A 22,025-nucleotide genomic window follows, 5' to 3' on the forward strand; every position below is an offset into this window, starting at 1 on the left:
ATAGAAATCAGCCACAAAAAGAGATTATGGCTGTTCCTTCCAGATACGCGGTAAGCGTACCCGACTTTATCACTCCTGAGCCTGTTTGATTTTCTGTTTTCACAAACTCGATTTTCGCTTCATGTTCGTGGGTATTAACCCGTATTCCGATACCCGATATCCCAGAGTCATAAAGATCTTGATTACCATTTGCCGTGATAAGGGGATACCCTGAAAACTTCCACTTTATCTTTGCCGATGCATCACAATGGATTTTATGCAGCTCCACGGGTTTGACGGGATAAAATTGTGCCACCATAGACAGTCAACCTATTGTGAAGACCATAGCTCAACGTTCCCTGAGAAAAATAAGGTTTACGTTCTTTGCCATTGGCTGAACGATAACGTCCCATTGCAACTGAGTATCTGTGCCTCCCTTCCTATAACATGGTAGGTGTGATAGCAAATGAAATAATTTATTAATTTATTTGTTTATTTTTGAAATAAAGCATATTAATTAAAAATTTATTTTTATAATTCAACAAGATAAGGATAAAAAGAAAATGTAGGATGAATAAAGGCTGATCGGTAATTGAGTTAATATCGTCTAAGATAAATCTTAATAAGTTCATTTAATGATCAAAATTTTATTTATTAACTTTAAGGTTATAATAAACCATAGAAACAAAAAATATTTGACGTTATCTACAAGAAAAAACAGCACACATATGATTACTAACGTAAATTAACTACACAACACTACACAATATTGATTGAAATTCACTCACTTCTAAACACCGAAAATCAAAAACATCCATAAACGCATTTGTGGAAATTGACGAAGTTGCTGCTTTAAACCTATTGGTTAGATCATAAATTATATATTAGTGATAAAAATAGCATTTAATTTCGAAATATATCCACCACACGATGTGTAAACTACATTTTTATACTAAAAAAACCAGTCAATTTAATTTCATTAATTCATTTCGAATAAAAACATCAACAATAAATAACATTCACTCACCGTAATAAAATATGATTGGAATTTTAAATAATCTAGTTGGTAAAAATATTCATGAAAAACATTCACTTTCAGCCTAATTATTTTTTATTGAATCCACTGACAACATCAGATTTTATTTTTCAAAACACTTTGGCATCAGGGAAAATAAAATCAACTAATTGATTTAAAAGAAATAAAAAAAATAACAACCCAGAAAGGTAATCAATAATAATTATTGAATAAAAACACAATACCTATACAAAACTAAACTCACTTGATTATTTTGTGAAATTTTTCCATTGATATAAATTCACACAATACGTATTATTCTGCCTCTTCAAAAATGAAGAATGTAAAAATTCATCTTAATCTAAATTAAACCCAACTCCGTCTGGTTCTGCTATTTGTAAAACCAATAAGCAGTATAAAAAGGGGATAGCGTGTCATATCTTTATTTCCGTCCGATGGGCTTTCATAGATATCGGTATAAACTGTTATCGTTATTTATATCTATAGGTTGTTTAATCACAACAGAATCTGCTCAAGCAGATTACGATGCATTAATTCAACAAGCCAGAAATGGTAATACTGAACCCATTCTCGAATATATTCGTCAGGAAGAGAAACGACATCGCCTTTCTTCCTCACAAGTTGCTGATTGGTTACAAGTTGCGAGCTGGGCTGGGCATGACGATGAAGTCATTTCTCTTTGGCAACGCTATCGCTCAGTGGCTCTACCCGCCAGAGGAATCTCAGCCGTTGCCCGCGCCTATCGCAACCAACGTCAATGGACACAAGCAATACAGATATGGCGCACTGCCCTGGCTTTAGATCAGAAAAACATAGATCAGAAAAACATAGATCAGCAAAACAGTGATACTAAAGCTGGCCTTATCATGACGCTCGCCGATGCCAAGCAAGACTTAGAAGCCCGCCGTTTGGCAAAAGATTTATTGGCTCATCAGCCTAGCGCCGCCAATTACCGTTTGATGGCCTATGTTGATCAAGCTGCCGGGCGTACATGGGATGCCATGCAAATGCTTTCCACTGCGCATGAACGGTTTCCCGATAATAAAGAAGTCGCTCAAGATTATCTGTTTAGCCTAAAAAACAATCGGGTCAGTGGCCCTGCATGGCATTTAGGACAACAGCATTCCACACAATTAATCACTGAGCGATTAACCTCTGAGCAATTAACCGTTGAACAATTAACCGCTGAACAATTGCGTAGACTGGAAACGGATGCTGCGGCTGAATTGGTTCGTTTGTCAATGATCCCCAATCGTAGCGAAAAAGAGCGGTTTGATATTGCTGATAAAGCACTTGCACGCTACGAGAACATGCTCAATCAATGGCACAACCTGGCCGATGCTCAACAGGATTACCGACAGGCGCGTATTGATCGGCTTGGTGCTCTTCTTGCTCGCCATCAGATGCAAGAAGTCATTGATGAATATCTGATCTTACAAAAACAAACCGAGCAGAAAAAAGGCCTGCATGTTCCGGAATATGCGCAGAAATGGGCGGCAGCAGCTTATCTGAACCTGCGCCAACCAGAAAAAGCACGGGATATTCTTCGCTCCCTGAATCGGCCCAATATCTCCTCTGAAGAGGATATCGTCCTTTTTTATGCCAATGTGGAAAGTGAGCATCTGGATGCAGCTCAACAGCTTGCCACCAATATCAAGCAACGTAATCCTCATAAGCTCAATGTCTTTGGATCACCCATTCGCGTTCCCAATGATGATTGGCTACAAGGGCAGCAATTTTTAGCTGAATCGGCACAATTACGTGAAGATCTTCCAGAAGCAGAAAAACGCTTTGCCCATTTAGCCCGTACAGCTCCCGGCAATCAGAAATTACGGATCGATTTAGCTGCTATCTGGCTGGATCGGGGTTGGCCACATCGTGCTGAAAGTGAATTAAAACAAATTGAAGGACTCGATCACCGCAATTTGTCGTTGGAAATCCAACAAGGCTATACCGCCCTTGCTCTGCAAGAATGGCATCAGATGGATTTGCTGGCCGATGATGTCATTACCCGCACGCCAGAAAATATGCTTGCCAAACGCTTTAACCGCCTGCGCAATGTGCATCACATGTCAGAACTGCGCATTAAAGCCAACCAAGGCATAAATTCAGATAATCCCAAAAACGGTAAACACAGTTCAGATATTGATGCTGTACTTTATAGCCCTCCCCTTGATGATAATTGGCGCTTATTTGCCGGTGGCGCCTACAACCGCAGCCAATTTTCAGAAGAACGGGGCTTGAATCGAGATTTGCGCGGTGGTGTGGAGTGGCGTTCGCGGGATCTTTGGCTGGAAGGTGAAGTTTCGGCACGTAATTATCAGCATGGCAGCAAGATAGGCTTGCGAATTGCAGGATGGCATGATTTCAATGATCAATGGCGTCTGGGTGGCTCCGCAGAACACTTCGCCCGCAATACTCCCCTGCGTGCATTGAGCAATAATATCCACGCCAATGGCGGACAGATTTATACTCGCTGGAGACATAGCGAACGCAGTCAATGGACTGCGCGTTTTGCACCTTCATTCTTCTCAGATGGTAATCATCGCTTTGAATATGGCATTGACAGTCTTCAACGTCTATATACCGCTCCTTATCTCAAGCTTGATACGAAGCTAGAATTGAGTACAACTCACAATACTCATCAGAATACACCTTATTTCAACCCCAAAAGTGACTTTACATTTCTGTCTGAATTGGAAGCAGATCACATAATGTATCGGCATTATCAGACCGTCTGGAGCCAGCAAATTGCGGCAGGTATTGGGCAATATTGGCAGCAAGAGTACAGCAGAGGCCTTATCACAATGGTGGGATATGGCCAACGGATTAAATGGAATGACGTCATTGATGCAGGTGTAAGGATCACGCTGGATAAACGTCCTTACGACGGTAAACGGGAAAGTAATCTGCAAGCTACCTTTGATTTAATTTATCGGTTCTGAAGGATTTTTTATGGCACACAACATTTTTCGTCATTGGTTGATGATATCGGCATTGCTGATTAGCTTGTTCATTCTTCAACTGCTTATTCCTCAACTGCGCATGATGGCATACGCAGGAAAACCTGATTTCGTTCCACCAGCGCAACGACCTCTTTCCATGAATGAACGCCCCTGGCCCAAAAATAGTTTTGTGGTACTGGCTTACCATGATGTTGAAGATGATGGCGCAGATCAACGTTTTATGTCAGTCCGTACCAGCGCATTGAACGATCAATTTGCATGGTTGCGGGAAAATGGCTATCAGCCGATTACTGTCGATCAGGTACTTACTGCCAATCAGGGTGGTACACCATTGCCTCCAAAAGCAGTATTGCTGACTTTCGATGATGGCTATAGCAGTTTTTATCATCGCGTATTTCCATTGCTTAAAGCCTATCACTGGCCAGCCATTCTGGCCCCTGTCGGCGTCTGGGTTGATACACCAGCCGGAAAACCCGTTAATTTTGGTGGATTGACAGTACCACGGGAACGTTTTACTACTTGGGAACAGGTGGCTGAAATGTCTCGTTCTGGTTTAGTGGAAATCGGTTCGCATACTTATCAGCATCATTATGGTGCCATCGCTAACCCACAAGGCAACACAGAGCCTGCCGCCGCCGTTCGTATTTACGATCCCAAGACAGGTAAATACGAAAGTGAACAAGCGTTTCGCCAACGGATGGAAAAGGATATTTCCACTATCACCCAAAGAATTATTGCCGCCACCGGCAAGCAACCACGGGTTTGGGTGTGGCCTTATGGCATGGATAACGGTATTACACTGGAAATCGCCAAACGTTACGGCTACAAAATGGCACTGACTCTGGACAATGGGCTGGCAAACGTAAACAATCTTGATAATGTTCCCCGGATATTGCTTACCCATAATCCTTCTCTAAAGTCGTTTGCTGAGCAGGTCATTCAGGTGCAGAATAAACAGATTTTACGGATTGCCCATATCGATCTGGACTATGTTTATGATCCTGATCCCATTCAACAAGCCAGCAATCTCGATCAACTTGTACAACGCATTGCTGATCTCCGAGTCAATACCGTTTTCCTGCAAGCCTTTGCCGACCCCAAAGGCGATGGCAATGTACGTGAACTCTACTTCCCTAACCGTTGGCTGCCGATGCGGGCCGATCTATTTAACCGCGTAGCTTGGCAACTACACAGTCGCCTGAACATTGACGTTTACGCGTGGATGCCCGTTCTGGCATTTGAGCTGGAACCTTCACTTCCGCGGGTAATGAGCTACGACGAAAGTAACAACAAGCTATTTGTGAACCCGACACAATATCGGCGTTTATCACCCTATAACCCGGACAATCGTCAAAGAATCAAAGAGATTTATCAGGATTTGGCTTCCCATGCTATTTTTCAGGGCATCCTGTATCACGATGATGCAGTGATGTCTGATTTTGAAGACGCCGGCGCAGATGCCCTCAGAGCTTATCAAGCCGCAGGATTACCTGCCTCGATTGCAGAAATTCGGCAAGATCCGGAACTGTTCGCCCGCTGGACACGTTTCAAAAGCCAATATCTGATTGACTTTACCCACGAATTAACCAGAGAACTCAAGTCAATACAGGGTTATCAGATCAAAACTGCACGCAATATTTTTGCCCTGCCCATTCTGGAGCCAGACAGCGAAGAGTGGTTTGCCCAAAATCTGGATGATTTTCTGACTCACTATGATTGGGTCGCCCCGATGGTAATGCCATTGATGGAAAATGTGCCGCTGTCAGAAAGCAACCAGTGGTTATCCCGCTTGGTGAAAATCATCGCACAACGTCCACAAGCGCTGGATAAAACTGTCTTTGAACTCCAATCCGTAGATTGGCGCAAGCCTGTGGATAAAAGAGCGATCCCCGGACATCAATTAGCAGAATGGATGCGTCAATTGCAGCTCAATGGTGCTCAGAGTTTCGGTTACTACCCCGATGACTTTCTCAATAATCAACCAGAAATGAACGAGGTTCGCCCGGTTCTTTCTTCTGAATGGTATCCACTTAATGATTGATCGTATTCTTGCTTTTATAGTGCTCTGCCTTGTATTGAGCATCCCTCTTGGCATCGCCGTCACCTTTACTGGTGAAGTCATGCTGAACTTTGTCTTTTTTTGGCCATTGTTTATGTCGGCCATCTGGATCTCAGGAGGGATCTACTTTTGGTTTTATCGGGAAAGACACTGGAAAATTGTTGATAAAGAAGCCCCCCATCTTGAAGGTGAACCTCTGATTTCAATTTTAATCCCTTGCTATAACGAAGGGCCAAACGTTCGCGAAACACTGTTGGCAGCATTGAACCAGCGCTATCCCAATATTGAAGTCATCGCAATCAATGATGGTTCAACTGACAGTACCACTGATGAACTCAATGCCATGGCAAAACAACATCAAGCCTTGCGAGTGATACACCTGAAACAGAATCAGGGAAAAGCCACTGCCCTTCAAGCGGGTGCCGCTGCTGCTAAAAGTGATTATCTGGTTTGCATTGATGGTGATGCCCTGCTGGATCGCGATGCTGCGGTTTGGTTGGTCAAACCTATGATTGATCATCCCCGCGTTGGTGCTGTTACCGGCAATCCCCGTGTTCGCACACGCTCCACTTTAGTTGGACGTGTTCAGGTTGGAGAATTCTCTTCCATCATTGGCCTGATCAAACGTACTCAACGGGTTTACGGTCAAGTCTTTACCGTTTCAGGGGTTGTTGCCGCGTTTAACCGCAGGGCACTCGCTGACGTGGGTTATTGGAGTAATGACATGATCACGGAAGATATTGATGTAAGCTGGAAACTCCAGCTACACCATTGGTCTATCTTTTTCGAACCCCGTGCCATTTGTTGGATCCTGATGCCTGAAACCTTGAGGGGACTATGGAAGCAACGGTTGCGCTGGGCGCAGGGTGGAGCCGAAGTTTTCCTGAAAAACCTACGTAAGTTATGGTCATGGAAATATCGCCGCATGTGGATATTGTTTGCCGAATTCTGCTGCTCTGTTATTTGGTCATTCACCTTTGCCCTTTCGATCATTTTATTTTTTCTCGGAATGCTCATCACATTACCGGAAAACATTCGTGTCTATACACTATTTCCACCCGGATATACGGGATTGGTTCTGGCTGCTACCTGCCTGATCCAATTTACCATCAGCTTAGTGATTGAACGACGCTATGAAAAACACGTTGCTTCATCGCTTTTCTGGGTAATTTGGTATCCGATGGTCTATTGGATGCTAAACCTATTTACAACCTTGGTATCTTTTCCCAAAGTGATGCTCAAGGTTCGCAGAAAACGTGCTCGCTGGGAAAGCCCTGACAGAGGAATAGAGAGAATCGAATCATGAAAGATCCACTGATTTTTACTGAGCAAAGACTATCGCCTCGTTTAATTGACATCCTGTTAACGGTTCTGGCTTGGGTTGGTTTTATCTATTTATTCACAATGGGATTATCCCATTTCTCCCATAATGGCCCCAGACCATTTTTTTCAGCATTTATTTCAACATTTACTTCAGAATCAGTATCTATTGTTCTTTATATTTCCATCGCCATATTTAATGCACTTTTGCTAATTGGCTGGGCCAAATACAATCAACGTCGATTCAGAACCGAACGTCGTCGCCATCGGCCTGTTTTAACCCACGCTGAAATAGCACAGAGCTTTATTTTGGAACAAAACTTATTAGCCGTTTTAAGACAAAGCAAAGTTTCCAGTATCACTTATGACAACCATGGACATATAATAAGCATCGATAAAAATGCATCAATATAAAAATAATATTTACTACAAGTGAAATTACAATAATAAGGTATTAAATTAATTTAAATAATACTATTTAGTTAATAAAAGATTTACAGCCTATCTCATTCAATATCAGTCTTTGTGCAGTCACAGTAATACATCGTCACAATAATCGTGACAACCGTAATTACAGTAGCTGAGCGATAGTCATCGTTGTAGCAACAAAAATGGCAGCAGCGAAAAAATAATTGTACAAGCATATTGATGAGATAGGTTCTAACTGGTAACAGACTTTACCAATAACCTCAACATTATTACTTACACCAAACACTATTATTTACATCATATGAAAGGCGAATATTGGGACTCGTTATGCAACTGATTGAACGGACTCATCATCTTTGTAAGCGCTTTGCTTTTAAGCGCATTACTTTTAAGCATATTGTTTTTAAACATATTGCTTTTAGGAATATTGATTTTAAACACATTTTTTTCAGGCAAATTATTTTTAAACGTTGTATTTCCAGATTATTTCTACGGGCATTAATGGCCTTATGCTTAATTACTGTAATATATAATTCAGCAGTAATAGCTATGCCTGACACCAATCAAAAACTAAAACGTGATGAAGAAAATGTTGCGCGGGTAGTTTCTGGGATTCTCAGTTATACACACTGGCCTACTACACCGACTACCCTGCGTTTATGTCTGGTTCCCCCATCCAATTATATCAACGCCTTAACTCACATTAATAAGATTTCTGATCACACAGAGATACAAGTAGAAACTCTGAATTTCGGCGTAGAACAACTAGATGTAAAACAACTAGACGTAAAACAACTCATAGAAAGATGTGATGTTATTTACTATGGTCAAGTCGCTCCTCAGCTTCAACACCAAGTGATTGACCAGAAAAATGGCAAGCCATTGCTTACCATTGCTGAAAATAATCCGAGCTGTGAAATTGGCAGTGCATTCTGTCTCAATATTAACAGCACTCAGGCAACATTTAGCCTCAACCTTGATATTCTGACGCGCAGCGGCGTACGCGTACATCCGAATGTCCTGCAATTGGCACGCAAGGTGGAATAATCTGTATGAAAAGACGTTATTCGCTGATGCTATCACGCCCTACTCTGCGCCAGGCCTTTCACCGGATACATCTGATTATTACTTTTATCATATTATCCGTAGTCGGCTTGTTCTTATCTTTACTGGCATTGCTTGCCATGCAGAAGTATGCTGAAAATAACTTAAAACTAATCGCCACAACCATCGCCCATACAGCACAGGCGGCAGTGGTCTTTCAGGACAAAACCGCAGCAAACGAAATATTGGAGATGATTGCTGTTCATAACGGCTTTACAGAAGCTAAGATTTTTGATGCCAAGCAACAGGTATTGGCAAGCTGGCAAGCCAGTCAGGAGCCTCATACCGGCAATTTAAAAAAATTGATTGAGCGCTGGCTTTTTCCTGACCCCCTTACCCTACCTATTTATCACCATCAACAAAAGGTAGGATCAATCTGGTTAATTGGCAACAGCGACCATATCATCAAATTTATTTATCAGGCCTTACTGGTATTATTTGCCTGCCTGCTGTTCAGCGCCGTAATTTCACTTTACCTTTCACTACGCATGCACGATGGCATCGTCAGAGCTTTGCAAAACATTACCGTCGTTGCCCATGATGTACGACAACGGCGAGCATTTTCACGCCGTGTCCCCTCCGCGCATATTGCTGAATTACATGAATTAAGCCAAGTATTCAATCACCTGCTGGAAGAATTGGAAGAGTGGCAACACCATCTGCAAACAGAAAAAGCCGTTTTAACCTGGCAGGCGCAACATGATTCCCTGACCGGTTTGCCAAACCGGGCAACTTTTGAACGAGTTCTTTCAACCGTTATGAACGATAAATTCATGCGTCAAAGCACAGCGATATTATTTATTGATGGTAACAGGCTGAAATATGTCAACGATGTCTATGGACATGCTGCCGGCGATCACGTTCTTGTCACCATCGCTGCTACCTTAAAAAGAAGGGTAAGAAAAACAGATACCGTTGCCCGGCTTGGTGGAGATGAATTCGCTATCCTATTACCTTCTGCCAATTTAGAAGATGCAGAGCGTGTGGCAAAAAATATCATCCATGCCATGGATACCCCCATTATCCTTCCCAACGGTCAACATCTACGCATCACACTCAGCATTGGCATCGCATTATCCGACGGTGACCTAACGGCGGAGCAACTACTCTCTGAAGCTGATGCGGCAATGTATCACATTAAACAACGAGGCGGCGGCTGGCATTCCGCTGATACAACAAAACTAAACTACCTATCAAGGAACTCACTATGAGTAAAAATCGTTATTTTTTATTTACCTGTGCATTTATTGGTGCACTTTTTCTCAGCGGCTGCCAGAACAAAGACGCGCTGACAGCCGCACAAATCACTGCACTTAAACAGCAAGGGTTTCAGCAAACCAATGAAGGCTGGCTATTTGGTATGTCAGAAAAGGTCTTGTTTGGTAATAACCAATTTCACTTGCGTCCAGAAGGCGAAGCAAAATTAAAAGGACTCGCAAGTGTTTTATCTAAAGTTGGCATCCACCATGCACGCCTTGATGGCCATACTGACAACTACGGAGAAGTGAGTTACAACAATCAATTATCTTTAAAACGAGCCAATACAGTTGCAGATGCGCTAACGCAGGGAGGCATGCAGCGTGCTAATCTGACAACCCGTGGATTAGGACCAAGCCAACCTATCGCCGATAACCGAAACTCAAAAGGCCGAGCGGAAAACCGCCGGGTTGCCATTGTTATAACCGCGCTATAATAACACCGTAATAGCAATGCCATGAAGTTAACGAACTGGATTCAATCCAATACTATTCATTCGTGGTAACTTTATTAGTGGTAACTTTATAATATACTGATATAAATCAAATAATAATTTTGCCACGGATGGCAACAATATCCGTTTATTTTGATCATTATCCCCAATTACGAAATTTTTTACTCAAATCATGCCGTATAACTATTTAGCTATTTCCCGTTGCTAAACTCTTCCTGTAACATAGCCGAGATTATTTTTTACAAAGAAAGCTTCTTTTTTTGTAATCAAAAAGTTACTCACTTTTTGCACATTTAGATAACAAGTCTACTGTTAAGTAATAAGCTTTATCAAAAAGGAGAAATGATGGGGCTGAATCTGAAATCATCCCGATCTCTGTATCGGATGTTTGTGATGTTATTCATCACTATTCCAGAATATCGACTGAAAAAAGCGATTAAAAACAAGCAATTCGTTCCCTACATACAGCCAATTATTTGTAACAAAAACAATGCAATTATTGGATGTGAAATCCTTGTTCGCTGGCAACACCCAGCTCATGGGCTATTGGCGCCAAGTAAATTTATCGCACAAATTGAAAAATCAGATCTTATTATTCCCTTAACTCATAACCTAATCACCCAAGTACGAGATTACTTTGCGCCCATTGCCCATCAATTACCCACACATTTCCATTTTAATTTCAATATCAGCCCAAGACATTATAAAGACGCCCGTTTAGTTGATGACTGCCAGAGTTTTCTTAAATCATTTCCAAAAGACTCCGTCAGGCTAATTTTGGAAATTACCGAACGTGAATTATTGGAGCCAGATGAACACACAATTAGTTTATTCAATAAATTGGATGAATTAGGCGTATTAATCGCCTTGGATGACTTTGGTACGGGCTACTCTAATTACAGTTATTTACAAAAATTTAATGTTAACTTAGTAAAAATAGGACATAACTTTGTTAGCAAAATGAGTACCAATATGATTTCAAAACATATTGTAGAAAATATTATTGATCTTGCTCTGCGATTGCATTTGAAAATTGTGGCAGAAGGGATTGAAAATCAGGCACAAGTCAATCAGCTAAAAAACTATTCTGTCGATTATTTGCAGGGGTATTACTTTGACCGCCCAATGCCATTGGAAGAATTTGTGAAGAAATGGTTGTGATGAATAATTTATCTTCCCCTGCAAGAATGCTTATAAACTGTTACTATAGTGGCATTTTTTAGCATATTTAAGTGATTATTGACACGATTATGTCATTTTTTTAGTTCCGGCCATTTATGTTCTATATGCTGATCAATGGTAGCCACTATATTTATCGACTCCCAACTCATTAGCAATTAATTGAAAAAAGCGAGTTTCATCGTAAATATCCTCAAGTATCTCCATCAAAGGAGCCACACTATTTCCTATACCCCGTTCCTTTATGATCCTTGTTATTTATTCAACAGTACCTTCACCAGAATTTGATGAGTAACAATTCAAACACAACACATTGTTTTATTTGAAATCATAGACTTACCATGCTCATTCAGCAAAACTGGTAGTTTATGCAGAAATACATAACCATTATGTTGAAACTCAATCAGAACTTTTTTTAGAGGAGATATAAAAAATGTATCACCATCAAAAAAACAACTAGAGTTCAACTTGAAATAATCCCTAACAAAATTATCAATATTATTTGCATCCATTAAATAGACTTTATCTTTTGTATAAGAATCTTCATTAATGATAAAAACATCGCTGGAAATGTAGTCTTTGAAGTTGATGAATTCTAATATTTTAGAATCATCCATTCGATCCCAACCCTCTATCTTGCTTAAAAACTCAAATCTACTTTCTTGTGCAAACCCGACGTAACTTAATAATATCAGCTCCCCACCAATAATAGGATGTAATATTAAATCAGCTTTATCCATAGTGTAATTTTTATAGCTTTCCATACTATTTCCCTTTGATATCTTAATATACTGATAAACAGTACATAAAATTATTCAATCTTTCTACCTTGTTTAAAGGCTTTTTTGGCTTCATTTAAGCTCATAGAATTGGCTCATCCAGAACAATCAGCATCCTAATTTTGAATAGGATCATCCTCCCATTTACAAATAGGACAAATATTATATTCACCTATGAATTCGAAAGGAGTATTATTACAACATGAACAAGGGTATTTTAATATCATTAACTCACTTAATTAATAATTTAATATAGTTACCATGAAGTAAGATCATATGTTTTATTTACTTCTATATTTATCATAAAATAAATCTATTTTTGGTAACCATCAGGGATAGAATGGATAAGACCCGCATTACAAGGACAAGTAGTTCGGCTATCTAAAGTCCCTGCTAATTTTTTACCTTTATCTAAAAAAGAATCAACCCCACCAACAATGGCATAACTACCTGAATATCTTCCACAGGTCACAGTAGAACCTTCAATTGCCGCTTGCTTTCCGTAAAATTTAATGTTGCTGGTTCCTGTTAAAATAGCCCCGTCACACGTTGTTTTATCTCCAACTGTCAAAAAGTGTCCTTTTGCCATTTTATTTCCTCTCGTTTTAGATTCAATTTTTAGTGGAATAACTAACCACAATTTAATTCAACATTTAAATAATTTAGACAGCTTTCTGATTTGCGGATTATTTATTGTACATCCTATCGACTAGAAGTATCAACCCAAGTCATCACCTTTAATGAAAAGAATACAGAATAATATATTGATTTTATCGGGTCATAGCAGCTCATATTTAATTTTAGATATTTCATCAATCTTCCAGAATTCACCATTTCCTCTAACAAATCGTGAATCCTATTTTTATCTAATTCAAGATCATCGTTTTCTAAATATTGCAATAAACACTATATTTCAATCATTCAACTCGCGGATATTTTATTAAAAATAAAAAACACGCCTATATTACACTCAATAAATCTATTTATCTTACTTCTCTCAATATTATAGACACTATTTTTCCCTAAATTCAGTGGCGAACAATAATCCCCAATAAAATACCTACTATACCAAAATCAGCATCGCTGAATGTGGTGTTGGCAATACCGATACTTCCTAATACTGGCAACAGGAATACGGGCAAAAAAGTAATAAGCATACCTTGTGCAAAGGCACCTAATATTGCTCCTCTTTTTCCTCCTATAACATTGCCGAAAACACCTGCGGTTGCGCCAACAAAGAAATGAGGCACCACACCCGGAATAATCATGGTCATGTTGAGTATATAAAGGATAAACAGACCAATAATACCAGCGGTAAAACTGCTCAAGAAGCCAATCAGGACTGCATTGGGTGCATAAGGAAATACCACTGGACAATCCAGTGCTGGCTTGGCATTCGGCACCAATTTATCGGAAATTCCCTTAAATGCGGGCACGATCTCAGCAATCACCATTCTGACGCCTTGCAGGATGATATAAACTCCCGCAGCAAAGGTGATGGATTGCATCACGGCAAACATGATGCTGTTTTTACCACCACTGACTTGCCGGACAAAATCGTCACCAGCAAACAGGCAGGTGATGATAAAGATAATCGCCATAGTAAAAGAGATAGCAACAGGTGTATCACGCAGGAACAATAAACTTTTCGGTACGTTCATCTCTTCTGTAGAATGAGCCTTATTCCCCAATTTACTGCCAACAAATCCTGCCAAAACATAAGAAAGTGTTGAGAAATGCCCAAGTGCCACATCATCAGAGCCGGTGATTTTTTTCATATAAGGATGGGCAATAGCGGGAAAGAATACCATTGAGACGCCAACAACAAGTGAGCCAATTGCTACCAGTAGCATACCGTCAATTCCGGCCACTGACAGAATTACCGCCACCAGCATTGACATAAATAAAGTATGGTGTCCGGTCAGAAAAATAAATTTCCACGGCGTGAAACGGGCAATTAGGATATTAATAATCATGGCAAAAAACATGATCAAGGCCATTTCTCTGCCAAAACTTTTTTGCGCGATCGATACAATCGCTTCATTGTTTGGTATTACTCCCTGAATCCCAAAAGCGTGTTGAAATATAGTGGAAAATCCACCCAGAGAACTGACGACGACTCCCGCTCCAGCCCCCAGAATGATAAATCCCAGAATGGTTTTTATTGTTCCTGTAATACATTCTGTTACGGTCTTTCTCTGGGCGGTTAGACCTATTAAAGCGATAAGCCCAACCAAAATAGCAGGCTCGGCTAATACATCGTTCATTAAGAAGCGAAAGAAATCCATGCCCGCCTCCAATTATAAGTTACCCATTTCAACCAGTACCGTAGATAAATGCGCTTTCATCGCGGATTTATCCAGCATATTTTCCAATACAATAATTTTTCCACCCACATCTTGCATTATCAACTGTTCAGCGATGTCTTTTGTGCTAACAAAAATATCGCTTACCGTGCCCTTGGCTGATCCTAAATCGATATGTTCAACGCTGGCTTCTACACCTAATTCTTGCAGAATTTTTTTGATGCTCATTTCCATTATTAAGCTTGTGCCCAAACCATTACCGCAAACGACTGTAATTTTCATGATATTTCCCGTTATGCAATGAGATGTTAGTTAATAACCCTGAACGATCGAAAAAATCTCGTCTTGGCTACCAGAATGTATCAATTGGCTGATTTTTTGCTGATCATCAAATAGCTCAGCTAATTCAGCAAGCACTTCAATATGGCTATTACTGTCTGTCGTCGCGAATACGATCAATAAATTAATTGGATCATTGCTTGCAGAACCAAATACCACACCTTGGTGGAATACCGCTAAACTCAAGGCAAGGCGGTTGGCACCTTGTTCCGGTCTTGCATGGGGGATCGCAATGCCTGGGCCAATTACATAATAAGGGCCAATTTCTTCATGGGAATGATAAATTGCATCAACATAACTTTGCTCAATCGCACCATCGTTAATGAGCGGTTGACATGCTATCGCGATAGCGTCACGCCAATCTTTTGCCCTGGAAACCCATTGGATAACATCATAAGTCAGTAAAGTTTTCAGCATTCAATTCCCCTCGGTGCAATAATCCAATAAATAAAAACCAATAAATAAAAGCCAATAAATAAAAGAATAGTCACTGCAAACTAAACACACCGATGGAAAAAGATGAAAAACGCAATAATACGGGGTAAATCACACTATCAATAAATCATAAAATAAAAAAATCCCCAGATTGTCGGTCTGGGGACTGGCTTTTTTGCTAACGAACCAAGTGCAAGAAGTGAATATGCTTTTCGTATTGATCCAAAATATCGTGGATGATCTGTTCTTGAGTCCAACCCATCAGATCATAGTCTTGTCCACCTTCTTTAAGATAAACTTCCGCACGGTAATATTTTTGCTCTTCACTTCTATCATCATCTTCCAAACCAGCAAGAGCAAATGCAGGTTGTATATATCCTCTCAGGCGAACCTCATAGACAAAATTGACGTTGTCGCCAAAATCCACTTCCAAATGAAGCCGATCATCCATTTCATCATTAATTATGATAACTTTATTTTGTTTCTCTAATTCCTCAGCCACCATTCCCATTGCCTGCTGGATGATTTCGTTCATAAAACGCTTTACCTGCGAACACTTAGGATAATAGACGATATTCCTTAATCTCCGTTGCCACGGAATCGGATTCCGGCTGGCTGTAGGTGCAATCGTGGTCATTTGCTGGCTGTCTTTCTTGTATGCATCAACCCGCAATGCTTTGAGCAAGCCATAAATAGATATCAATAAGATGATGGAGAAAGGCAGCGCACTGGCAATCGTTACTGTTTGCAAAGCAGACAAACCGCCAGCAAGTAACAGTGCGATAGCAACAATACCCATCAACCCTGCCCAGAAGATCCGTTGCCAGATTGGTGTATGTTGAGCACCGCCCGAAGCCAATGTATCAACTACCATTGCACCAGAGTCCGCAGAGGTGACAAAAAACATGACGACCATGGCCATCGCAATAAATGAGAGAACGCTAGGAAATGGGAAATGTTCCAAGAAGCTAAACAGTGCCAGAGGAACGTCAGTCTGCACAATGTGGCCCAGTTCTTTCGCCCCTTTATTGGAAATCAGGTCAATGGCGCTATTACCGAATGCCGTCATCCACATCAGAGTAAAACCGCTGGGTACAAATAAAACGCCGGTCACAAACTCCCTGATAGTTCGGCCCCGGGAAACCCTTGCGATAAACATACCAACGAATGGAGACCATGATAACCACCATCCCCAATAGAGTAATGTCCATCCCCCCAGCCAATTACTGGATTTGGGTTCATAGGCATAAAGATTAAACGTTTTGCTGACAATTTCCGAAAGGTAGCCTCCCGTGTTTTCCACAAAGGATTTCAGCAACAGTACAGTTGGCCCCAAAACAACTACCAAGATCAATAATAAAAATGCCAGACCCAGATTCAACTCAGACAAAATGCGGATGCCTTTATCCAAGCCGGAAACAACAGAAATAGTCGCCAAAGCAGTAATAACAACGATCAATACAACCTGTACAGTTTCGTTGATTGGTAATCCAAATAAATGGTTAAGACCTGCATTTACCTGAAGAACGCCATATCCTAAAGAGGTGGCAACGCCGAATACAGTACCAATGACAGCGAAGATATCTACTGCATGACCAATCGGCCCATAAATTTTATCGCCAATAATCGGATACAGCGCTGAACGCAAGGTTAGAGGCAAACCGTGTCGATAACTGAAAAATGCCAGAATCAAAGCAACAATCGCATAAATGGCCCAAGCGTGAAGCCCCCAATGGAAGAAAGTTAACTTCATTGCTTGTTTCGCCGCAGCGATGCTTTCAGGCGTTCCCACCGGAGGTAACAGATAATGCATCACCGGTTCGGCTACGCCAAAGAACATAAGCCCAATTCCCATACCCGCAGAAAACAGCATGGCAAACCAGGAAAAATAACTGAAATCTGGTTCAGCGTGGTCAGGGCCCAGCTTTATATTGCCGTATCTGGATAAGCCCAGATAGGTAACCGAAAGCAGAATTAAAGCAACCGCGAGGATATAAAACCAACTGGCGTTAACAAAAATATCCTGTTGCAACGCCTTAAACCATCGGTCGGCAAGTTCGGGTTTCAAACCAGCGAATGTCACCAGTGCAATGACTAAAAACGCTGAGAAGAAGAAAACTGGTGGGTTAATGGAAGTTTTAGTCTTTACCTGACCAGTATTATCTTGACTCATAATTATCCTTCAAAATTAGTGTGCGACACTATCTCCTATTTACTCCAATAAGCAATATTTTGTAGAGATTTTATAAAATTACATATAATCCCAATAAAGGGTTATACACCTCGCAGGCGCTTTGCGTTCATAATTCACTCAACCTACATGAAAGGTCACCTTAACATAAAAATAAAAATAACTATACTTACAGAGGGATATATGTGTGTGCAGTAGAGAAGTTATGTTGATAATCAAATTTCTCAGTAAAAAGTCAATATATTTATACGCTTAAAGATAAGCCTCTTTCAATTCGTTTAATAACCTATATTTTTGGTGGTCAGATAGACAATTTTCCAAAATAGTAATATTCTTTGAAAAGCAAGAGTAGTTAATTATTTCCAGCGACTCCATCAATCCAGATAATTTATATTAAGTTCTTTATATCAAGTATTTCGTAGAGTAAAAAACCTTGTGATTTTAATATTAGCTAAGTATCCAAACCCTATCAGCATTATTAAATCAGTATTTTTTTAAATCTTGTTAATCATTCATTGAATAAAACACAAAAATTTCAATCTAATCTAAATGCAAACCCTTAATGCTTTCAAAATAGAGGTAACAAGCCATGAAATACAAAAAACATTTGAGTTTTATAATTATTTTAATAACTCTTTCTATCGGAATGGCTCATGCAGCAAAATATGTATGTCCTCCTAAGAGTCGGAATGGCTTTACAAGAGGCCATATAGGTACAATCGCTGCTTTTGATAATGCAAAGTATTTTACATTTAACCTAAGAGAACATCCGAATTATTGGATAAAAACATTTGATAAAAATGGCCTTGCTTCTCGAAATACTTTTTATAATATGTTAATCACAGCAAAAACCCATAATTTTAGAGTTGGCTTAATATGCAAAAATGACGACCTCAAGGTTTTAAACCTGTTTTAATAGTATCAATAACACATGATATTTTTCAGAAAAATAAATCCGCCTTTATGACAGCCACACTTCATTTCATAGGAAAAGTCATTATATTTGATAGACAACAAGTTGAAATATAAAATAAAAAAATTAATTGCAGAAATTAATTTTTCATAGTACTTCTTTGCTGAACCCGTTAACCAGATATAAATCAAATTTATCTGTCATTAATTATTAATAAGAATATAATAAAAAACCCAGTCAACAATGGCTGGGTTTTTTATCGTTTCTTTAAATTATTGCCTTACAAGACGCTTTTCGCCTGCTGAACAATATCAATCAATGGTTGTGGCCAGACACCGAGGATCAACACCAGCAATGCGGTGAGTAGTACAACAATCCCGCCTGAAGTGAACGCCCAGTTGTGCGGTGTATCACGGTTCAGGGCTTTCGGTGCCGGCAGGTACAAACTCACCATCACGCGCAGATAGTAGTAAAGACCGATGGCACTACCAACAACAACTGCTCCGGTCAACCACCACAATTTTGCTTCAACACCTGTCGCGATGACATAGAATTTACCGATGAAACCAAATGTTAATGGTATTCCCGCCAATGACAGCATCATGATAGTCATAACTGCCGACAGTATCGGTTTATGCCAGAACAGGCCACGATATGAGAACAGTGAATCTGCATCTGGCCCTCTGTATGGACTGGACATCAGGCTGACTACACCAAACGCTCCGATACTGGCAAGCAAATAACCGACCAGATAGACACCCGCTGTCTCTTCTGCCAGTGCGTGATCTTTGATGGCAATCAATACCACTAGCAAATACCCCAGATGAGCAATGGATGAGTAACCCAGCAGGCGTTTGATATTGCTTTGTGTCAATGCCAACAAATTACCAAACAAGATAGATGCAATGGCAATCACGGTCAGTGCAATGCGCAGGGTTGTGCTATCAGTGACTGGCGCTTCAAGAAATAAGCGCATAACCACTGCGAAAATAGCAACTTTACTTGCCGTCGCCAAAAAGGTTGATACCGGTGCTGGTGCACCTTGATAAACATCCGGTGTCCACAGTTGGAAAGGCACAAGGGAAAGTTTAAAGCCCAGTCCCACGATCATCATGCCCAGTCCAGCCAAAATCAACGGTTCATGCAATTTGCTGTCACTCAGACTCTTACCCAATGATGCGAAAGACAAGTCACCGGATTCAGCATACAGCAGTGCGATACCAAACAGCAGGAATGAAGATGCGGCCGCAGACAACAGCATATATTTGATGCTTGCTTCCAACGAACGTTTTTGGCGATACGCATAGCCTACTAAACCAAACAGCGGCAGAGTGATTAATTCAATTCCGATAAACAGCGATGCCATGTGGTTGGCAGAAGAGAGCAGAATTCCCCCAACCGCCGCAATCAGCACCAAAAGATAAAATTCTTCTTTGTTATCGGGATAGTTCTCCAGCCATGAGTAGGCAAATGTCGTTGTTGCAAGGCTCGCAATCAGCACAAGGGCGGAATAGAACATTGAAAAACGATCTACATGGATCAATGGCGTGACATCCATTGGCTCCTGTAGTCCCACAAAATAGAGAGAGAGCAGGGCTAGGTTTAAACCAATCACCGTCAAGGTGACATTGGTGAGATGATCGCGTCGCCACGCAATGGACAGCATCACAACCACCACCGTCAACCCGACGATCAATAGCGGCAACAGTGCGATCAATTGTTCAGAAGTTATTGTCATGGCGAATTACGGCCTTGTAGTTAAAAGTGAAGCTGAATACCAGTTCTGGATGTTACTCATCGCTGCGGCTGAGGTATCAAGGATTGGCTGCGGGTAGAAACCCAAAATCACCAATAAGACAACCAACAGCAGCAAAATGGAAATTTCACGCACATCCATCCGCTGTAATGGCTCATCAGTTTTTGGCGTACCGTAATAAGCCTTCTGCATCAAATACAGTGCATAAACGGAGGCAAAAACTAAACCGAACACAGATACTGTAGTAATCAGGGTAAATTTACTGAAGCTGCCGAACAGGATCAGAAATTCACCAACAAAGTTACCGGTTCCCGGCATACCCAATGTCGCTACCGCGAAAAATAGGGATATCGCAGGCAAAAGCTGAATTCTTGCCCACAATCCGCCCATTTGGCGCATGTCCCGGGTATGCAGGCGTTCATATAGCTGACCACACAGAATGAACAACCCTGCGGCTGACAAACCATGTGCAATCATCTGAATCACCGCTCCCTGATAAGCCAATTGGCTACCCGTATAAATGGCGATAAGAACAAAACCCATATGGGAAACACTGGTATAAGCAATCAGGCGCTTGATGTCAGTCTGACTGAATGCCATCCATGCACCGTAGAAAATGCCAATGACCCCAAACCACATTGCAATCGGGGCAAATTCCGCAGAGGCTTGTGGGAACAGCGGTAAACTGAAGCGCAACAAACCATACGCCGCTGTTTTCAACAAAATGCCCGCAAGGTCAACTGAACCTGCTGTTGGTGCCTGACTATGAGCATCAGGCAACCAGCCGTGTAAAGGAACAACCGGCATTTTCACGGCGAATGCAATGAAGAAACCCAGCATCAGCAAGTATTGAACCGTGTATGACATTGGCGTATTCAACAGTTTTTCATAGTTGAATGTCCATTCACCCGTTGCATCATGGTGAATGAAAGCTAATGCCAGAATCGAAATCAGCATCACCAAACCACTGGCTTGGGTATAGATGAAGAATTTCGTTGCGGCAGTGATACGGGTTTTACCTTCCGAGCCTCTGTGTCCCCACAGCGCAATCAGGAAATACATCGGTACCAGCATCACTTCCCAGAAGAAGAAGAACAAGAACAGGTCGATGGCAAGGAAGACCCCCATCACACCACCCAGTATCCACAACAAGTTCAGATGGAAAAAGCCTTGGTATGGCTGGTTTTCATTCCACGAACAGAGGATCGCCATCAAACCCAATAATGCCGTCAGCACCACCATCAACAAGGATAAACCATCCAATGCCAGATGAATGCTAATGCCAAAACGGGGGATCCATGGAAGCAGAAATTCTGATTGCCACTGTGGAATGCCTTGTGGGTTGGTGAGTGTATAACCCCCCTGCAACCACAGATACAGGGAGAGTAACAGTGTCAGTCCCATCGCCAGAAGCGCTATCCAACGCGGCATACGAGTGCCGAAGCGTTCCGCCTGCCAACACAGCAGGCCTCCGATGAAGGGCAGAAGAATTAGCCAAGGTAGTAGCATGGCGCAATGTGTCC

General features: G+C 41.1%; 20 protein-coding genes. 9 read left to right on the top strand and 11 right to left on the bottom strand.

All coding sequences use genetic code 11. From position 1 onward, the window contains the following. Positions 1 to 7 precede the first annotated feature (7 nt). Together PSI14_RS06510 and PSI14_RS06515 are read right to left on the bottom strand one after the other, a co-directional pair. Positions 8 to 298, bottom strand: a complete 291-nt coding sequence (locus PSI14_RS06510; protein WP_273575105.1) for a hypothetical protein — start codon at positions 296 to 298, stop codon at positions 8 to 10. Next, positions 255 to 392: a fimbria/pilus outer membrane usher protein gene (locus PSI14_RS06515; RefSeq protein ID WP_273575106.1), complete on the bottom strand. Its 138-nt coding sequence runs from the start codon at positions 390 to 392 to the stop codon at positions 255 to 257. The genes PSI14_RS06510 and PSI14_RS06515 overlap by 44 nt, the downstream gene beginning before the upstream one ends. A gap of 1,033 nt (positions 393 to 1,425) precedes the next feature. On the opposite strand from PSI14_RS06515, the gene pgaA reads away from it, so the two are divergent. The 8 genes from pgaA to PSI14_RS06555 all read left to right on the top strand — a co-directional run bounded on the left by pgaA (position 1,426) and on the right by PSI14_RS06555 (position 11,765). After that, positions 1,426 to 3,960, top strand: a complete 2,535-nt coding sequence (pgaA, locus tag PSI14_RS06520; RefSeq protein ID WP_273575107.1) for a poly-beta-1,6 N-acetyl-D-glucosamine export porin PgaA — start codon at positions 1,426 to 1,428, stop codon at positions 3,958 to 3,960. A 10-nt stretch (positions 3,961 to 3,970) separates the two neighbouring features. Beyond that, positions 3,971 to 6,022: a poly-beta-1,6-N-acetyl-D-glucosamine N-deacetylase PgaB gene (gene pgaB / locus PSI14_RS06525; RefSeq protein ID WP_306309233.1), complete on the top strand. Its 2,052-nt coding sequence runs from the start codon at positions 3,971 to 3,973 to the stop codon at positions 6,020 to 6,022. After that, positions 6,015 to 7,346 carry a poly-beta-1,6-N-acetyl-D-glucosamine synthase gene (pgaC, locus tag PSI14_RS06530; protein WP_273575108.1) on the top strand — a complete coding sequence of 444 codons (1,332 nt, stop codon included), beginning with the start codon at positions 6,015 to 6,017 and terminating at the stop codon, positions 7,344 to 7,346. Before pgaB ends, pgaC begins: the two co-directional genes overlap by 8 nt. Beyond that, entirely contained in the window at positions 7,343 to 7,774 is a 432-nt protein-coding gene (pgaD, locus tag PSI14_RS06535; RefSeq protein ID WP_273575109.1) for a poly-beta-1,6-N-acetyl-D-glucosamine biosynthesis protein PgaD, read from the top strand. The genes pgaC and pgaD overlap by 4 nt, the downstream gene beginning before the upstream one ends. Before the next feature lie 564 nt (positions 7,775 to 8,338). Next, complete coding sequence (yfiR, locus tag PSI14_RS06540; protein WP_273575110.1) at positions 8,339 to 8,836, top strand: regulatory sequestration protein YfiR; 498 nt, start codon at positions 8,339 to 8,341, stop codon at positions 8,834 to 8,836. A gap of 5 nt (positions 8,837 to 8,841) precedes the next feature. Beyond that, on the top strand, positions 8,842 to 10,104 hold the full coding sequence (dgcN, locus tag PSI14_RS06545) for a diguanylate cyclase DgcN/YfiN (RefSeq protein ID WP_273575111.1): 1,263 nt from the start codon (positions 8,842 to 8,844) through the stop codon (positions 10,102 to 10,104). Then, entirely contained in the window at positions 10,101 to 10,586 is a 486-nt protein-coding gene (yfiB, locus tag PSI14_RS06550) for an outer membrane lipoprotein YfiB (RefSeq protein WP_273575112.1), read from the top strand. The genes dgcN and yfiB overlap by 4 nt, the downstream gene beginning before the upstream one ends. 363 nt (positions 10,587 to 10,949) lie before the next feature. Continuing rightward, on the top strand, positions 10,950 to 11,765 hold the full coding sequence (locus tag PSI14_RS06555) for an EAL domain-containing protein (protein WP_273575113.1): 816 nt from the start codon (positions 10,950 to 10,952) through the stop codon (positions 11,763 to 11,765). A 317-nt stretch (positions 11,766 to 12,082) separates the two neighbouring features. Here PSI14_RS06555 and PSI14_RS06560 read toward each other — a convergent pair whose 3' ends face one another. From PSI14_RS06560 to betT, 7 genes are all read right to left on the bottom strand, one after another. Beyond that, the gene (locus tag PSI14_RS06560; protein ID WP_273575114.1) at positions 12,083 to 12,547 is read right to left on the bottom strand and encodes a hypothetical protein; all 465 of its coding nucleotides are present in this window, start codon (positions 12,545 to 12,547) and stop codon (positions 12,083 to 12,085) included. Between the two features lie 131 nt (positions 12,548 to 12,678). Further along, positions 12,679 to 12,789: a CPCC family cysteine-rich protein gene (locus PSI14_RS20035; protein WP_306309234.1), complete on the bottom strand. Its 111-nt coding sequence runs from the start codon at positions 12,787 to 12,789 to the stop codon at positions 12,679 to 12,681. Positions 12,790 to 12,875: 86 nt separating this feature from the next. After that, positions 12,876 to 13,151, bottom strand: a complete 276-nt coding sequence (locus tag PSI14_RS06570) for a PAAR domain-containing protein (protein ID WP_273575115.1) — start codon at positions 13,149 to 13,151, stop codon at positions 12,876 to 12,878. A gap of 439 nt (positions 13,152 to 13,590) precedes the next feature. Beyond that, positions 13,591 to 14,850: a PTS ascorbate transporter subunit IIC gene (ulaA, locus tag PSI14_RS06575; protein ID WP_273575116.1), complete on the bottom strand. Its 1,260-nt coding sequence runs from the start codon at positions 14,848 to 14,850 to the stop codon at positions 13,591 to 13,593. A gap of 12 nt (positions 14,851 to 14,862) precedes the next feature. After that, positions 14,863 to 15,150: a PTS sugar transporter subunit IIB gene (locus tag PSI14_RS06580; protein WP_273575117.1), complete on the bottom strand. Its 288-nt coding sequence runs from the start codon at positions 15,148 to 15,150 to the stop codon at positions 14,863 to 14,865. A 30-nt stretch (positions 15,151 to 15,180) separates the two neighbouring features. Beyond that, positions 15,181 to 15,624, bottom strand: a complete 444-nt coding sequence (locus tag PSI14_RS06585; protein ID WP_273575118.1) for a PTS sugar transporter subunit IIA — start codon at positions 15,622 to 15,624, stop codon at positions 15,181 to 15,183. Between the two features lie 196 nt (positions 15,625 to 15,820). Continuing rightward, on the bottom strand, positions 15,821 to 17,815 hold the full coding sequence (betT, locus tag PSI14_RS06590) for a choline BCCT transporter BetT (RefSeq protein WP_273575119.1): 1,995 nt from the start codon (positions 17,813 to 17,815) through the stop codon (positions 15,821 to 15,823). A gap of 607 nt (positions 17,816 to 18,422) precedes the next feature. On the opposite strand from betT, the gene PSI14_RS06595 reads away from it, so the two are divergent. Further along, positions 18,423 to 18,749, top strand: coding sequence for a hypothetical protein (locus PSI14_RS06595; protein WP_273575120.1), 327 nt, complete (start codon positions 18,423 to 18,425; stop codon positions 18,747 to 18,749). Between the two features lie 277 nt (positions 18,750 to 19,026). Here the strand turns inward: PSI14_RS06595 and nuoN are convergent, their stop codons facing one another. After that, entirely contained in the window at positions 19,027 to 20,484 is a 1,458-nt protein-coding gene (gene nuoN / locus PSI14_RS06600) for an NADH-quinone oxidoreductase subunit NuoN (RefSeq protein WP_273575121.1), read from the bottom strand. 6 nt (positions 20,485 to 20,490) lie between these two features. After that, complete coding sequence (gene nuoM, locus PSI14_RS06605; protein ID WP_273575122.1) at positions 20,491 to 22,011, bottom strand: NADH-quinone oxidoreductase subunit M; 1,521 nt, start codon at positions 22,009 to 22,011, stop codon at positions 20,491 to 20,493. Positions 22,012 to 22,025: the final 14 nt, after the last annotated feature.

Source organism: Xenorhabdus anantnagensis (assembly GCF_028598555.1).
GTDB classification, from domain to species: Bacteria; Pseudomonadota; Gammaproteobacteria; order Enterobacterales; family Enterobacteriaceae; genus Xenorhabdus; species Xenorhabdus anantnagensis.